This is a genomic window from Comamonas flocculans, assembly GCF_007954405.1.
Taxonomy (GTDB): Bacteria; Pseudomonadota; Gammaproteobacteria; order Burkholderiales; family Burkholderiaceae_C; genus Comamonas_C; species Comamonas_C flocculans.
Genome location: NZ_CP042344.1, coordinates 2,131,750 through 2,145,082, shown reverse-complemented (window position 1 = coordinate 2,145,082; position 13,333 = coordinate 2,131,750). Strand labels below are relative to the sequence as shown.

At 69.9% G+C, this 13,333-nt stretch carries 14 protein-coding genes and 1 pseudogene; 10 read left to right on the top strand and 5 right to left on the bottom strand.

The features are described from left to right. Nucleotides 1–5: 5 nt before the first annotated feature. The 5 genes from FOZ74_RS10315 to FOZ74_RS10295 all read left to right on the top strand — a co-directional run bounded on the left by FOZ74_RS10315 (nucleotide 6) and on the right by FOZ74_RS10295 (nucleotide 6,119). On the top strand, nucleotides 6–731 hold the full coding sequence (locus FOZ74_RS10315) for a ferredoxin--NADP reductase (RefSeq protein WP_146912984.1): 726 nt from the start codon (nucleotides 6–8) through the stop codon (nucleotides 729–731). Further along, nucleotides 721–1,455: an RNA polymerase sigma factor gene (locus tag FOZ74_RS10310; protein WP_146912983.1), complete on the top strand. Its 735-nt coding sequence runs from the start codon at nucleotides 721–723 to the stop codon at nucleotides 1,453–1,455. The genes FOZ74_RS10315 and FOZ74_RS10310 overlap by 11 nt, the downstream gene beginning before the upstream one ends. A gap of 179 nt (nucleotides 1,456–1,634) precedes the next feature. After that, on the top strand, nucleotides 1,635–3,248 hold the full coding sequence (locus tag FOZ74_RS10305) for an FAD-dependent oxidoreductase (protein WP_146912982.1): 1,614 nt from the start codon (nucleotides 1,635–1,637) through the stop codon (nucleotides 3,246–3,248). Beyond that, nucleotides 3,245–4,399 (top strand): L-lactate dehydrogenase, encoded by a 1,155-nt coding sequence (locus tag FOZ74_RS10300; protein WP_146912981.1) that lies wholly within the window; start codon nucleotides 3,245–3,247, stop codon nucleotides 4,397–4,399. Before FOZ74_RS10305 ends, FOZ74_RS10300 begins: the two co-directional genes overlap by 4 nt. A gap of 61 nt (nucleotides 4,400–4,460) precedes the next feature. Continuing rightward, nucleotides 4,461–6,119: an acetolactate synthase large subunit gene (locus FOZ74_RS10295; protein ID WP_146912980.1), complete on the top strand. Its 1,659-nt coding sequence runs from the start codon at nucleotides 4,461–4,463 to the stop codon at nucleotides 6,117–6,119. Nucleotides 6,120–6,165: 46 nt separating this feature from the next. Here the strand turns inward: FOZ74_RS10295 and FOZ74_RS10290 are convergent, their stop codons facing one another. Further along, a complete protein-coding gene (locus FOZ74_RS10290) occupies nucleotides 6,166–6,645 on the bottom strand; it encodes an outer membrane protein assembly factor BamE (protein ID WP_146914170.1) in 480 nt (159 codons plus the stop codon). A 61-nt stretch (nucleotides 6,646–6,706) separates the two neighbouring features. Between FOZ74_RS10290 and FOZ74_RS10285 the strand changes: the two genes are divergently transcribed. After that, nucleotides 6,707–6,937, top strand: a complete 231-nt coding sequence (locus FOZ74_RS10285; RefSeq protein WP_146912979.1) for a DUF3460 family protein — start codon at nucleotides 6,707–6,709, stop codon at nucleotides 6,935–6,937. Between the two features lie 21 nt (nucleotides 6,938–6,958). Beyond that, the gene (locus FOZ74_RS10280) at nucleotides 6,959–7,810 is read left to right on the top strand and encodes a segregation and condensation protein A (RefSeq protein WP_146912978.1); all 852 of its coding nucleotides are present in this window, start codon (nucleotides 6,959–6,961) and stop codon (nucleotides 7,808–7,810) included. Here FOZ74_RS10280 and pgi read toward each other — a convergent pair. From pgi to FOZ74_RS10265, 3 genes are all read right to left on the bottom strand, one after another. Beyond that, nucleotides 7,795–9,420: a glucose-6-phosphate isomerase gene (gene pgi, locus FOZ74_RS10275; RefSeq protein WP_146912977.1), complete on the bottom strand. Its 1,626-nt coding sequence runs from the start codon at nucleotides 9,418–9,420 to the stop codon at nucleotides 7,795–7,797. The two genes, FOZ74_RS10280 and pgi, sit on opposite strands and share 16 nt — an antisense overlap. Nucleotides 9,421–9,664: 244 nt before the next feature. Further along, nucleotides 9,665–10,609: a transaldolase gene (gene tal / locus FOZ74_RS10270; protein ID WP_146912976.1), complete on the bottom strand. Its 945-nt coding sequence runs from the start codon at nucleotides 10,607–10,609 to the stop codon at nucleotides 9,665–9,667. A 77-nt stretch (nucleotides 10,610–10,686) separates the two neighbouring features. Continuing rightward, entirely contained in the window at nucleotides 10,687–11,895 is a 1,209-nt protein-coding gene (locus tag FOZ74_RS10265) for a M20 aminoacylase family protein (RefSeq protein WP_146912975.1), read from the bottom strand. A gap of 211 nt (nucleotides 11,896–12,106) precedes the next feature. Here FOZ74_RS10265 and relB point away from each other — a divergent pair, with 211 nt between their 5' ends. Next, nucleotides 12,107–12,544, top strand: a complete 438-nt coding sequence (relB, locus tag FOZ74_RS10260) for a type II toxin-antitoxin system RelB family antitoxin (protein ID WP_146912974.1) — start codon at nucleotides 12,107–12,109, stop codon at nucleotides 12,542–12,544. 49 nt (nucleotides 12,545–12,593) lie between these two features. Beyond that, nucleotides 12,594–12,902: a type II toxin-antitoxin system RelE/ParE family toxin gene (locus tag FOZ74_RS10255; RefSeq protein WP_146912973.1), complete on the top strand. Its 309-nt coding sequence runs from the start codon at nucleotides 12,594–12,596 to the stop codon at nucleotides 12,900–12,902. Between the two features lie 117 nt (nucleotides 12,903–13,019). Here the strand turns inward: FOZ74_RS10255 and FOZ74_RS10250 are convergent, their stop codons facing one another. Beyond that, nucleotides 13,020–13,268: a CopG family antitoxin gene (locus tag FOZ74_RS10250; protein WP_146912972.1), complete on the bottom strand. Its 249-nt coding sequence runs from the start codon at nucleotides 13,266–13,268 to the stop codon at nucleotides 13,020–13,022. Here FOZ74_RS10250 and FOZ74_RS16555 point away from each other — a divergent pair. Further along, nucleotides 13,267–13,329, top strand: a pseudogene (locus tag FOZ74_RS16555) (hypothetical protein); the annotation flags it as partial. The gene FOZ74_RS10250 and the pseudogene FOZ74_RS16555 overlap by 2 nt on opposite strands. Nucleotides 13,330–13,333 lie beyond the last annotated feature (4 nt).

The window sequence follows — 13,333 nt, the reverse complement described above, 5'->3', positions numbered from 1 at the left end:
TGTCCATGACAACACAAACGGTGCATCTGAAATCGAAAAACGAAGTCGCCCACGGCACCAAGGCGTTTCACTTCGACAAACCCGCGGGGTTCGAGTTTCGGCCCGGCCAGGCGCTGGACCTGATCCTGAGCAACGCGGGCGCCGACCCCAACAGCTCGGACGTGCGCCACGCGTTTTCCATCGTCAGCGCGCCGCACGAGGACGAACTCGTGATCACCACGCGCATGCGCGCCAGCAAGTTCAAGAACGCGCTGGACAGCCTGCCGCCGGGCGCGGCGCTGGAGCTCGACGGGCCCTTCGGTTCGCTGACCCTGCACAAGAAGGTCGAGCGCGCGGGCGTGCTGATCGCCGGCGGCATAGGCGTCACGCCCTTCATGAGCATGCTGCGCCACGCGGCGCACCAGCAAAGCGCCCAGCCGCTGCTGCTGCTGTATTCCAACCGCCGCCCCGAGGACTGCGCCTTCCTGGACGAGTTGCGGCAGCTTGAGCGGCAAAACCCGCACTTCAGGCTGCTCGCCACGATGACGGCGATGGACAAGTCCAGCCAGCCCTGGAGCGGCGCCACCGGCCTGCTGGACGCCGCCTTCATCCAGAAGGCCATCAAGGGTCTGCCCGCGCCGGTGTTCTACATCTCCGGCCCGCCCGCGCTGGTGCAGGCCATGCGCGAGACGCTGGAGCAGGCCGGCGTGGACGAGGACGACGTGCGCAGCGAGGAGTTCTATGGCTACTGAATCCGCCGCAGTGCGCGCACCGCAGGCTCCGGCGCCGTCCAAGCTGGGCGTCGAGGCCGGCGACGCGGAACTCGTTGCGCAGGCGCTGGCCGGCCGGCGCCACGCGTTCGAGGCCATCATGCGCCGGCACAACCAGCTGCTGTTTCGCACCGCGCGCGCCATCCTCAAGAACGACGCCGAGGCCGAGGAGGTGGTGCAGGACGGCTACCTGCAGGCCTGGCGCGCGCTGGCGACGTTCCGCGCCGAGGCCCGCCTGTCCACCTGGCTGGTGCGCATCGTGGCCAACGCGGCGCTGGCACGCCTGCGCCGGCGCCACGGCCAGGTCATCCCGCTGGACGCGGCCATGCTGATACCGGACGCCCAGGTGCAGGCGCACTTCACCGCCGATCCGGATCTGCAGCCCGAAGGAACTGCCATGCGAGAAGAGTTGCGAAAGATGCTGGAAGAGCGCATCGACCAGCTGCCCGACATCTACCGCGCCGTCTTCGTGCTGCGCGCGGTGCAGGAGCTCAGCGTGGCCGAGGTGGCGCACGCGCTGGGCGTGCCCGAGGCCACGGTGCGCACGCGCTTCTTTCGCGCGCGCAGCCTGCTGCGCGAGGGCCTGGCGAGCGAGATCGACCTGACGCTGGGCCAGGCCTTCGCCTTTGACGGCGAGCGCTGCGACCGCCTCGTCGAGCACACGCTGCGCCGCGCCACGCGCGAGGGACTGATCACCGCGGCCTGAGCGGCCCGCCGCCGCGGGCCCGGCGGCACGAAAGGCCCCTTCCAAGCCTGCGCCCAGGCGCGTGACGCCAGCGCGGCGGCCGGGCGCCGGTCCCGGGAGCGACATGAGGCCCCGCCCCTTGGCGCTACAAAGCCCCTCTGGCATGCTTGCAGGAAAAGCCGCCGCACAGGAGACAGGACTTGGCAGACCAACAGGCAGACGTGGCCGTCGTGGGGGGCGGTCTTGCGGGCATCGTCGCCGCGCTCGAACTGCTGCGCGCGGGCCAGCGCGTGGCGCTGATAGACCGCGACACGCCCGAGCGCTTCGGGGGCCTCGCGCTCTGGGCCTTTGGCGGCATGGCGCTCGTCGGCACGCCGCTGCAGGCGCGCATGAAGATTCCGGACACGCCCGAACGGGCGCTGGCCGACTGGCTGCGTTTTGCCGAACTTTCGCCCGACGACGCCTGGCCGCTGGCCTGGGCGCGCCACTACGTGGAGCATTCGCGCACGCAGGTCTACGACTGGCTGCTCTCTCACGGTCTGAAGTTCATGCCCGCGGTCAACTGGGTGGAGCGCGGCATGCAGGGCGACGGCAACAGCCTGCCGCGCTACCACATCGTCTGGGGCACCTCACGGCACATGGCGCGCACGCTGATCGCCGCGCTGCACGCGGCGGCCGACGGGCGCCTGAGCCTGCTGCACCGCCACCGGGCGACGGCGCTGGAGCATGCGGGCGGGAGCATGGCGGGCGTCCTCGCCACCCACGAAGACACCGGCGCCGAGACGCGCATTGCCGCCCCCGTGGTGCTGCTGGCCACCGGGGGGCTGAACGGCAGCCACGAAGAGGCGCGGCGCAACTGGCCCAAGGAGCGCCCGCTGCCCGCCGCCATGCTCAACGGCGCCCACCCCCATGCCGACGGACGCATGCACCACTGGGCGGCCGAGCATCTGGGCGCGCAGATCACCCACGCGGGCGAGATGTGGAATTACGCGGCCGGCATACCGCACCCCTTCCCGCACTTTGCGGGCCACGGGCTGTCGCTGATCCCGTGCAAGTCGGCGCTGTGGCTGGACCACACGGGGCGACGCATCGGCCCCGAGCCGCTGGTGACCGGCTTCGACACCCACTGGCTGTGCCAGCGCGTGGCGGCCCAGGAAAAGCCCTGGACCTGGCAGCTCATGAACTGGCGCATCGCGGCCAGGGAGTTCGCGATCTCCGGCGCCGAGCACAACGCGCGCATCCGCGACCGCCAGTTCCCCGCCTTCCTCAAGGAAACCCTGCTGGGCAACCACCGGCTGCTGCGCCAGATGCAGCGCGAGAGCCGCCACTTCCTGGTGGCCGGCACGCTCGCCGAACTGGCGCTGCGGATGAACCAGCTGAGCGCCTCGCACGACGTGGACGCCGCCGTGCTGCAGGCCACGGTGGACGCCTTCGACGCCAACTTCGCCCTCGGCCGCAAGCTGGAGAACGACGACCAGATCCGCCGCATCCTGCACGCCCGCCAGTGGGGGCCGGACCGGCTGCGCACCTGCAAGCCGGCGCCGCTGCAAAAACCGGGCAGCGGCCCGTTCATCGCGATCCAGACCCAGCTCATCACGCGCAAGAGCCTGGGCGGCCTGCAGACCGACCTGCAAAGCCGCGTGCTCGGGGGCGATGGCGCGCCCGTCGCCGGCCTGTACGCCGTGGGCGAGGCGGCGGGCTTTGGCGGCGGCGGGGCCTCTGGCCGGCGCTCGCTGGAAGGCACCTTCCTGCCCGGCTGCATCCTGACCGCGCGGGCCGCCGCGCGCGACATTACCCATGGAGCAGCGCCATGAGCCTGGCCTATCCCGCCACCACCGACGACTGGCAGCGCCTGGCGCAACGGCGCCTGCCGCGCTTCTACGCCGACTACATCGACGGCGGCGCGGGCGCGGAACGCACGCTGGCGGCCAACGTGCAGGCCTTTGCCGCGCTGCGCCTGCGCCAGCGCGTGCTGGTGGACGTGGCGCAGGTCAGCACCCGCGCCCGCCTGGCCGGCGAAGACTGCGCGCTGCCACTGGCGCTGGCCCCCGTGGGCCTGGCGGGCATGGCCGCGGCGCGCGGCGAAGTGCAGGCGGCGCGCGCGGCCCAGGCCGCGGGCGTGCCCTTCACGCTGTCCACCGTCGGCATCTGCCCCTTGGGCGAAGTGGCGAGCGCGGTGCAGGCCCCGTTCTGGTTCCAGCTCTACATGCTGCGCGAGCGCGGCGCGGTGCAGGCCCTGCTGCAGGACGCCTGGGCCAGCGGCTGCCGCACCCTGGTCTTCACGGTCGACCTGCCGGTGACCGGGCTGCGCTGGCGCGACGTGCGCCACGGCCTGGCCGACGGCGGCGCGCGCGCCGCGCTCATCAAGGCCTGGCAGGTGCTTGCGCGTCCGGGCTGGGTGCGGCGCGTGGCCCTCGGGGGCAAGCCGCTCACCTTCGGCAACCTCGCGGCGCAGGTGCCCGGCGCGCGCGACCTCAACGCCTTTCGCGCCTGGGTGGACGCGCAGTTCGACCCCAGCGTGACCTGGCAGGACATCGCCTGGCTGCGCCAGCAATGGAAGGGGCGGCTGCTGCTCAAGGGCATCCTCACGGCCGAGGACGCGCAGGCCGCGGTGGATGCGGGCGCCGACGGCGTCGTCGTCTCCAACCACGGCGGGCGCCAGCTCGACTCGGCCCCCGCCACCGCCAGCGTGCTGCCCGCCATCGCGCAGGCCGTGGGCAGCCGCACCGAACTGCTGGTCGACGGCGGCATCCGCTCGGGCGTGGACGTGTTCAAGGCGCTGGCGCTGGGCGCGCACGGCGTGCTCATCGGCCGCCCCTGGGTCTGGGCACTGGCCGCCGGCGGCGAGGCAGGCGTGGCCCGGCTGCTGGCGCACTGGCAGCGCGAGCTGCGCACCACGATGATGCTCACCGGCGTGAGGCGCACGGCCGACATCAACGCCAGCCATCTGGAACGCTTTTCATGAACAAAATCAGGCTCTATCGCTTGCCAGACAAGCGTTGGCAGCTATCAAGGACATAGTGAACATGAACGGAGCCCACGCCCTCATCCAGACCCTGGCCGACGCCGGCATCGAAGTGGTCTTCACCAACCCCGGCACCAGCGAGATGCACTTCGTCGCCGCGCTGGACGACGAACCGCGCCTGCGCGCCGTACTCGCCTTGTTCGAGGGCGTGGCCACCGGCGCGGCCGACGGCTACGCGCGCATGGCCGGCAAGCCCGCGGCCACGCTGCTGCACCTGGGCTGCGGCCTGGGCAACGGCCTGGCCAACCTGCACAACGCACGCAAGGGCAAGGTGCCGGTGCTGAACATCGTGGGCGACCACGCCACGCACCACGTGCAGTACGACGCGCAGCTGCAGTCGGACATAGAAACCGTGGCGCGCAACGTCTCGCCCGGCTTCGTGCGCACCTCGCAAAGCACCGCCGCGCTGGCGCAGGACGCGGTGGACGCGCTGGTGGCCGCGCGCGGCCTGCCCGGACAGGTGGCTACGCTGGTCCTGCCGGCCGACGTCTCCTGGGGCGAAGGCGGCCTGCCCTGCGCCGCGCCGCCCGCAAGCCCCGCGCCGCCCGCCGATGCGCAGACGGTGGCGCAGATAGCCGAGCTGGTGCGCTCGGGCGAACCCGTGGCTCTGCTGCTGGGCGGCCAGGCCTTGCTGGAGCCCGGCCTGGTGGCCGCCGCGCGCATCGCCGCGCAGGCGGGCGTGAAGCTCCTTGCCGAATGCTTTCCCACGCGCATGGAGCGCGGCGCGGGCCTGCCGGCGGTGGAGCGCATTGCCTATCTGGCCGAGCTCGCGAGCGTGCAGCTTGCGCCCTTCAGGCACCTGCTGCTGGTGGATGCCAAGAGCCCGGTCTCCTTCTTCGCCTACCCCGGCAGGCAGAGCGACCTGGTGCCCGAGGGCTGCACCGTGCACACGCTCGCCAGCCCGGCGCAGGACGCCGTCGCCAGCCTGCAGGCCCTGGCCGCCGCCCTGGGCGCCAGCGGCGAGGCAGCCGCGCTGCAGCCGGCGCGCGCCCCCGGGCGCCCGCGCGGCAGGCTCACCGCGCCCAAGGTCTGCAAGGCCGTCGGCCACCTGCTGCCAGAGCGCGCCATCGTCGTCGACGAAGCCATCACCAGCGGCCTGATGCTGGGCGTGATGACCGCGGGCAGCCCGCGCCACGACCTGATCACGCTCACCGGCGGTGCCATAGGCCAGGGCCTGCCCAGCGCCGTGGGCGCAGCCATCGCCTGCCCCGACCGGCCGGTCATCGCCCTGGTGGGCGACGGTAGCAGCATGTACACCATCCAGGCGCTGTGGACCATGGCACGCGAAGGGCTGAACGTCACCGCCATCATCTTCAACAACGCCAGCTACTCGGTGCTCAACGTGGAACTGGAGCGCGTGGGCGCGGCCGGCGGCGGTGGTCCCAAGGCACGCGCCCAGCTCGATCTGCAAGGCCCGGCGCTGAACTTCGCGCAGCTCGCCCAGGGCATGGGCGTGCACGCGGTGCGCGCCGATACCGCCGAGGGCTTTTGCCGCGCCTTCGAATACGCCCTGGCCCGGCCCGGCCCGCATCTGATCGAGGCGCTGGTGCCCGAGTCGCTCGCCGGCGCCAAGCGCCGCGTGCTGCCCTGGATGCTGCGCGCCCTGCCCAGCCTGCCGCCCGCGGTGGCGCTGGCCATCAAGCGCAAGATCGCGCCGTGATGCCGGAAACGGCCCTCGGACATCCCTGCGCGAGCGGCTTCGGCCGCTACTGCGCCGAAGGCAGGTCTTCGTGGCTGCCCGCGCGGCGCACGCGCCCGTCGGGGCCGAAGGTGGCGGTGAACACCATGGCGCGCGTCGGGCCGTCCAGCCACTTCCAGTCCCAGTCGGTCTCGCGCGTCAGCTCGTAGGTCACCTTGCGCGCGGGCTGGCCCAGCAGGCGGCGTACGCCGAGCATGTCCGCGCCCGGCTGCACGCGGGCAAAGTTCTCGGGCACCAGCACCTGGCGCGTCTGGCGCAGCGTGCCGCCCGGCGCCAGCGTGATCATGTAGTTGACGTGGCCCTCGGGCTGGCGGTTGTACTCGAAGGTGCGCGCGCCGTCGGCCTCCGGCCAGATGCGTTCGGGCTCGCCAAATCGTGCGCGCACGTCGGCTTCGGTGGAGACGCCTTCGTGCAGCTCGGCCAGACTTTGCTGGTCGCAAGCCGCCAAGGCGATGCAGGTGCCCGCCAGGGCTGTCAGCAATGCCATCGTGCGCATGGGAGCCTCTGTTCGAATCAGTAAAATGGCGGATTACCGGAGGTTGCCAGACATGCATCTTATTCGCCGCCCGGACTACCAGTCCGACACCACGCAGTTCATCCATCAGCTGCGCGAGAAGAAGCCGGGCCTGGAAGAGCGCCAGTTCCAGGGCCGCGAGCTGCTGTGGGACAAGGACGTGGACCGCGAACTCTGGCAAGACCTGCAGGCCGGCCGCCTGCGCCAGAAGGCCTACGTCTACTACTCCTTCGACGAAAACGGCTACGACTCCATCCCGACTTGAGGCAAATCGCCCTCCAGCCCAATGCAGGCCAGCGCAGACAGCTCTGTATTGGATAGCGCCGCGACGGCTGCGCAACAGCCGGGCGTAGTGGACCAGGTGGCGCTGGCCAGGCTCTACGGCGAGCCCCTGTTTGCGCTGCCGCAGGACTTGTACATCCCGCCCGACGCGCTGGAAGTCTTTCTCGAGGCCTTCGAGGGGCCGCTGGACCTGCTGCTCTACCTGATCCGCAAGCAGAACTTCAACATCCTCGACATCCCCATGGTCGGCGTCACGCGCCAGTATCTGGCCTACGTGGACGAAATCCGCGGGCGCAATCTGGAACTGGCCGCCGAATACCTCCTGATGGCGGCCATGCTGATCGAGATCAAGTCGCGCATGCTGCTGCCCACGCGCTCTGAGCAAGGCGCGCCGGAGCCCGAGGACCCGCGCGCCGACCTGGTGCGCCGGCTGCTGGAGTACGAGCGCTTCAAGCTTGCCGCGCAGCAGCTCGGCGAGCTTCCGCAGCACGGGCGCGACTTCCTGAAGGCGCGGATCACCGTGGAGCAGAGTCTGCAGCCGCGCTTTCCCGAAGTGTCCGTCGCCGACCTGCAGGCCGCCTGGGCCGAGGTGCTCGGGCGCGCCCGGCTGGTGCAGCGCCACCACATCCCGCGCGAAGAGCTTTCGGTGCGCGAGACCATGAGCCAGGTGCTCAAGCGCTTGCAGGGGCGGCGTTTTCTCAGTTTCGAGGAGGTGTTCGAGCCGGCGCGCGGCGTGGCCGTGCTCGTGGTCACCTTCGTCGCGCTGCTCGAGCTGGCCAAGGAGGCGCTGATCGAGCTCACCCAGGGCGCGGCCTACGCGCCGATCTACCTGCGCCTGGCCTATACGCCGAGCTGAGACGGAGCCGACGCGCTCAGGCGCATCAGCTCGCGCGTGGACGCGTCCACGCCCGCCCAGTCGCCCGAGCCCTGGCGCGCCACCAGCTCGCGCGCCAGGCACTTGCCCAGCTCCACGCCCCACTGGTCGAAGCTGTTGATGCCCCAGACCGCGCCCGAGACGAAGACCCGGTGCTCGTACAGCGCGATCAGCGCGCCCAGCGCTTGCGCGTCCAGCCGCTCGAGCAGCAGGAAGGTGCTGGGCCGGTTGCCGGGGCAGCGCCGGTGCGCGGCGTCGGACGCATGGCCGAGCATCAGCGCCTGCGCCTGCGCCACCGCGTTGACCAGCAGGTCGTGGTGGTGTTCGGCCGGGCCGCCCACGGGCTCGCGCGCGGCGATGAATTCCACCGGCACCACGTCCTGCCCCTGGTGCAGCATCTGGAAGAAGGCATGCTGGCCGTTGGTGCCGGGCTCGCCCCAGACCACCGGCGCCGTGGCCACCGCCAGCGGGCGGCCGTCGCGCGTCACGCCCTTGCCATTGCTCTCCATCTCCAGCTGCTGCAGATAGGCCGGCAGACGCCGCAGGCCGTGGCTGTAGGGCGCGATGCAGCGGCTGCCCAGACCGCAGAAATCGCGGTACCAGACATCGAGCAGGCCCAGGCGCAGCGGCAGATTGGTCTCGGGCGGGGCGGCAAGAAAATGCGCGTCCATGGCGTGCGCGCCGGCCAGCAAGGCGCGAAACGCCGCGCTGCCCACGGCGATGGCGATCGGCAGGCCGATGGCCGACCACAGCGAATAGCGCCCGCCGACCCAGTCCTCGAAGCCCAGCACCCGCGTGATGCCAAAGCGCGCCGCGGCCTCGGGCTGCGCCGTCAGCGCCACGAAATGCCGGGCGATGCCCCGCGCATGCGCCGCATCCTCGCTGCCGCCCTGGGCCAGGAACCAGGCGCGCGCCGTGTGGGCGTTCATCATGGTCTCGGCCGTGGTGAAGGACTTGGAGGCGATCAGGAACAGCGTGTTTGCCGCCCGTACCCGGCCCAGCACCGCACCGAGCTCCCCGCCGTCGACGTTGGCCACGAAATGGATGCGCGGCCCGCCGGCGGCCAGGTGCTGCAGCGCCTGCACCGCCAGCTCGGGGCCCAAGCAGGAGCCGCCGATGCCGATGTGCACCACGTCGGTGATGGCAGCGTCGGCACGCACTTCGTCGGCCAGGTGCAGCATGGCCTGCAGCGTGCGCGCCGTCTCCTGCAGCGCGCCGCGCACGCCCGCGCCCCAGCCCCGCGCGGGCGGCAGCGCCCCGAGCAGCCCGGCATCGGGCGGCGTGCGCAGCAGCCAGTGCATGGCGGCGCGCTGCTCGGTGGTGTTGACCGCCACGCCCGCGAACATCGCATCGCGCCAGTCAAGCACCCCGCAGCCATCGGCCAGGCGGCGCAGCAGCGCCTCGGTGCCGGGCAGCAGCCAGTTCTTCGACAGGTCGGCCCACAGGTGCGGTGCGCGCTGGCTCAGCGTGGGCAGGCGCTGGCCATCACGGGCGAACTCGGCACGCAGGTCGATGTGGCTTGCCTCCTGGCGCCAATGCGCCTGCAACCGCGCCCACGCGGGGGTTTCATGGCACAGGGGCGAATCAATCATCGGCAGCAGCCCCCATCCCTGCCTTCCCCCAGAGGGGGAAGGAGCGATACCAGCACCGCCCGGCTTGCCTCCCTGCCCCGACCGGACAGCCACAAGGGCGGCGGAGTCTTGCCGCCAGCAGCGGGGCCGGGGTGCTGCCCGGCATGGAAGCGTGCGACGCGCCGCCTGCCTCCCTCCCCCTCTGGGGGAGGGCCGGGGTGGGGGCCTGCGGCGCCCGATGCGGCCACATGTCAGCCATGAGCCATCAAGCCTGCATCAGCGCTTCGAGCTTCACCGCGTCCGCCGCAAAGGCGCGGATGCCCTCGGCCAGTTTCTCGGTTGCCATGGCGTCTTCGTTGAGGGCGTAGCGAAAACTCGCCTCATCGAGCTGCACATGCTCGATCTGCAGGGCCCGCGCCGCCTCGGCGTCCAGCGCCCGGGGCAGCGGCGCCTCGCTCGCGGCCAGCTCGGCCATCAGCGCGGGCGCGATGGTGAGCAGGTCGCAGCCGGCCAGCGCACGGATCTGGCCGACGTTGCGAAAGCTCGCCCCCATGATCTCGGTGGCGATGCCGAAGTGCTTGTAGTACTCGAAGATGCGACGCACCGATTGCACGCCGGGGTCCGCGCCGCCGGACATTGCCGTTGCGTCCCAGCTGCTGCCCGCCCTGGCCTTGTACCAGTCGTGGATGCGTCCGACGAAGGGCGAGATCAGCTGCACCCTGGCCTGCGCGCAGGCGACGGCCTGGGCAAAGGAAAACAGCAGCGTCATGTTGGTGGCAATGCCCCGGCCCTGCAGCCGGCGCGCCGCCTCTATGCCTTCCCAGGTGCTGGCCACCTTGATCAGCACGCGCTCGATGTGCACGCCCTCGGCCTGGTAGAGCTCGATGAGCCGCTCGGCGCGCGTGACCATGGCTTCGGTATCGAAGGACAGGCGGGCGTCGACCTCGGTGGACACGCGCCCCGGGATGTGTGCCAGGGTCTCGCAGCCAAAGCGCACGATGAGCCTGTCCATGCGCTCGGCCAGGTCGCGCCCGCTCCAGCGCGCGGCGTTGTCGCGCAGCAAATGGGCGTAGTCGCTCTTTTGCACCGCCTTGAGGATCAGCGAGGGGTTGGTGGTCGCATCCTGCGGCGCGAAACGCGCGAGTTCGTGAAAGTCGCCGGTGTCGGCCACGACCGTGGTGACTTGCTTCAAGGCTTCGAGTTGGTTCACCGGGCGTCCTTTAGTTCAATAAACATAGCTGCTAGCGCTTTTTGCATCAGCGCGCAAGGCCGATTTTGCACCAATGTTCAGTCGCCCGGCGGCAAGGGCATGGCCTGTTCGACCAGGCCCGCGTGCAGCGCCGCACCCAGTGGCAGCACCTCGTCGTTGAAGTCGTAGCGGCTGCTGTGCAGCGGCGCGCCGCCCTGGCCCAGGCGCAGGTAGGCGCCGGGCTTGTGTTGCAGCATGAAGGAGAAATCCTCCGCGCCCATGCTGGGCTCGAGCTTGCGCTGCACCTTGGCCTCGCCCACCAGCCGGGCGGCGACGTCGCCCGCGAAGCGCGCCTCGGCGGCGGTGTTGATCGTCGCCGGGTAGATGCGCTCGTAATGCACGCTGGCGCTGGCGCCAAAGCCCAGCGCCACCGCCGCGCAGACCTCGTGGATGCGCCGCTCCATCAGGTCCTGCACCTCGGGGCTGAAGGTGCGCACCGTGCCCACCAGCGTGGCTTCGCCCGGCATCACGCTGAAGGCGGCCAGGTCACCGGCCTGCGCCGCGCAGATGCTCAGCACCGCACTGTCGATCGCGCGCACGTTGCGCGCAACGATGCCCTGCAAGGCGGTGACGATGTGCGCGGCCACGAGCACCACGTCCACCGTCTGGTAGGGGTGCGCGCCGTGCCCGCCCTTGCCGCTCACCTGGATGGTGATGCGGTCGGCCGCGGCCATCATCGCGCCCTCGTTCAGCCCCACGGTGCCCGGCGCCATCATCGGCCAGTTGTGCAGCGCATAGACCGACTGCACCGGGAAGCGCTCGAACAGGCCGTCCTCGATCATCACGCGGGCGCCGCCAAAGCCCTCCTCGCCCGGCTGGAATATCAGCACCGCCGTGCCGTCGAAATTGCGGCTCGCCGCAAGATAGCGCGCCGCGCCCAGCAGCATGGTGACGTGCCCGTCGTGCCCGCAACCATGCATCAGGCCGCTCTTGTCCGACTTCCAGGCGAAGTCGTTGTGCTCGGTCATGGGCAGCGCGTCCATGTCGGCGCGCAGTCCGACCATCGCGCCGCTGCCCCGGCCGCGCCCGTGGATCACGGCGACCACGCCGGTGCCGCCCACGCCCTCGTGCAGCTCATCGACCTGACAGGCGCGCAGCACCTCGCGAACGCGCGCGCTGGTGCGGTGCTCTTCAAAACCCAGCTCCGGATGGGCGTGCAACTCGCGCCGCAGCGAGGTCAGCTCGGGATGAAAGCGCGCGATGGCCGCAAAAGCCCGCCCGCCCGCCTGGTAACGCAGGGTCTGCATGGGTGTTCCTTTTCACGATGGGCTGCCGCCAGCCACCGCATGAGTATCTCGCGGCAGGCGGCTCATGAAGCATCTCGGATGGTTTCAAATCGGACTGTCTCGCGAATTCCACAAGACCAACGTGTTCCGACCGGAAAACACTTGCACGACTTCCATAGGTCATGCACGATCAAGGCTAGGGGAACATGTTTGATCTATAAAGGAGCGAATCATGCAAAGCATGACACTAGAGCAGCTGCGCGCCACGGCCAGCGCCGGCGGCGTTGTCGGCGTCACCTTGAAAGGGCAGGGCAGCAGTTTCTTCATGGAGATTGCCACCCGCAGCGGGCAAGACGCATTTTTAGTGAAGGCCCGCGGCACCGAGCCGCGCCGCTTCGGCAGTCCGAATTCCGCGCTGATCGTGTTGCGCCATCTTGGCATTGCCGTTGTGAAGCTCGACGCGACCCACTGGAACCCCGACCAAAAAGAAGTCACGCAGAACCGGGACAGCCGCGCTCAAGCGATGCGTCAAGCGCACCAAGCCGCCGCCTATAACCAGTGGCTGACCGGCGAAATTCAGGAGGCCATCGACGACCCCCGCCCGAGCGTGCCGCACGATGAAGTCATGGCCCGAATGGATGCCCGCATTCAGCGGCACAAGACGGCCTGAGTGAAGCGAGCATGAGCCAGCAGGCCATTGACCCATGACAAAGTGACCGATGGCAAAGCCCAAGACCCCTTACAGCATCGTCTGGCGACCGATCGCCGAGGCCGACTTGGACCACATCGTTGACTACATCGCCCAGGACAACCCGATCAAGGCCGAAGAATTCGGCCAGGAGCTGCGCGACAAGGTGCTCCCGCTTGCGCAGCACCCAAGACTTGGCCGCACCGGCAGGCCCGGCCTGCCGGACTTCCTGCGCGAGTTGGTCGCACATCGGAACTACATCATTTTTTATCGCGTGCTGGACGAGACGCGCACCGTCGAGATTTTGAGAGTGAAGCACGCGGCCCAACAGGTGCCGTGAGGTTGAGGTCAGGAGCGATGACCCAAGTTCTTGATGCCCAGCGGTCGGCCCATCAAACCGTCACCAGAATGCCCGGTGCAAGAAGTCGGGAGAGAGCAAGCGCGCCTTTCCCGGCCCTCATTCCGCATGCTGCAAGTCTGCTTCCAGCACCATCCGCACATAGCGGGAATACGGGATACCTTTGGCTTTGGCCTTGGCGCGTACCGCGTCCAGCAGGACGGCGGGCAGGCGCATGTTCAGGGCGGCTTCCTTCTTCACCACCTCGAACCGCATCGGCTTGAACTGCTTGAGGTCAAGGTCGGAAAGGTCTTGCTCCAAGAATGCCTCGGCTTCGTCATCGGTCTTGAACTCAGGTACTCGTTTCATGGTTGCTCGCCTCCTTGGCGTGCATGTAGCGGGCGCTGATTGGGCGAATGAGACCGCCCCGGAAA

Excerpts from the sequence above, each read along its gene's own strand:
- FOZ74_RS10310 (WP_146912983.1), top strand. The coding sequence starts at position 721 with ATGGCTACTGAATCCGCCGCAGTGCGCGCACCGCAGGCTCCGGCGCCG.
- FOZ74_RS10250 (WP_146912972.1), bottom strand. The coding sequence starts at position 13,268 with ATGAAACGAGTACCTGAGTTCAAGACCGATGACGAAGCCGAGGCATTC.
- FOZ74_RS10280 (WP_146912978.1), top strand. The coding sequence starts at position 6,959 with ATGCAGGCCAGCGCAGACAGCTCTGTATTGGATAGCGCCGCGACGGCT.
- FOZ74_RS10285 (WP_146912979.1), top strand. The coding sequence starts at position 6,707 with ATGCATCTTATTCGCCGCCCGGACTACCAGTCCGACACCACGCAGTTC.
- FOZ74_RS10315 (WP_146912984.1), top strand. The coding sequence starts at position 6 with ATGACAACACAAACGGTGCATCTGAAATCGAAAAACGAAGTCGCCCAC.
- FOZ74_RS10265 (WP_146912975.1), bottom strand. The coding sequence starts at position 11,895 with ATGCAGACCCTGCGTTACCAGGCGGGCGGGCGGGCTTTTGCGGCCATC.
- FOZ74_RS10300 (WP_146912981.1), top strand. The coding sequence starts at position 3,245 with ATGAGCCTGGCCTATCCCGCCACCACCGACGACTGGCAGCGCCTGGCG.
- FOZ74_RS10295 (WP_146912980.1), top strand. The coding sequence starts at position 4,461 with ATGAACGGAGCCCACGCCCTCATCCAGACCCTGGCCGACGCCGGCATC.
- relB (WP_146912974.1), top strand. The coding sequence starts at position 12,107 with ATGCAAAGCATGACACTAGAGCAGCTGCGCGCCACGGCCAGCGCCGGC.
- pgi (WP_146912977.1), bottom strand. The coding sequence starts at position 9,420 with ATGATTGATTCGCCCCTGTGCCATGAAACCCCCGCGTGGGCGCGGTTG.
- FOZ74_RS10290 (WP_146914170.1), bottom strand. The coding sequence starts at position 6,645 with ATGGCATTGCTGACAGCCCTGGCGGGCACCTGCATCGCCTTGGCGGCT.
- FOZ74_RS10255 (WP_146912973.1), top strand. The coding sequence starts at position 12,594 with ATGGCAAAGCCCAAGACCCCTTACAGCATCGTCTGGCGACCGATCGCC.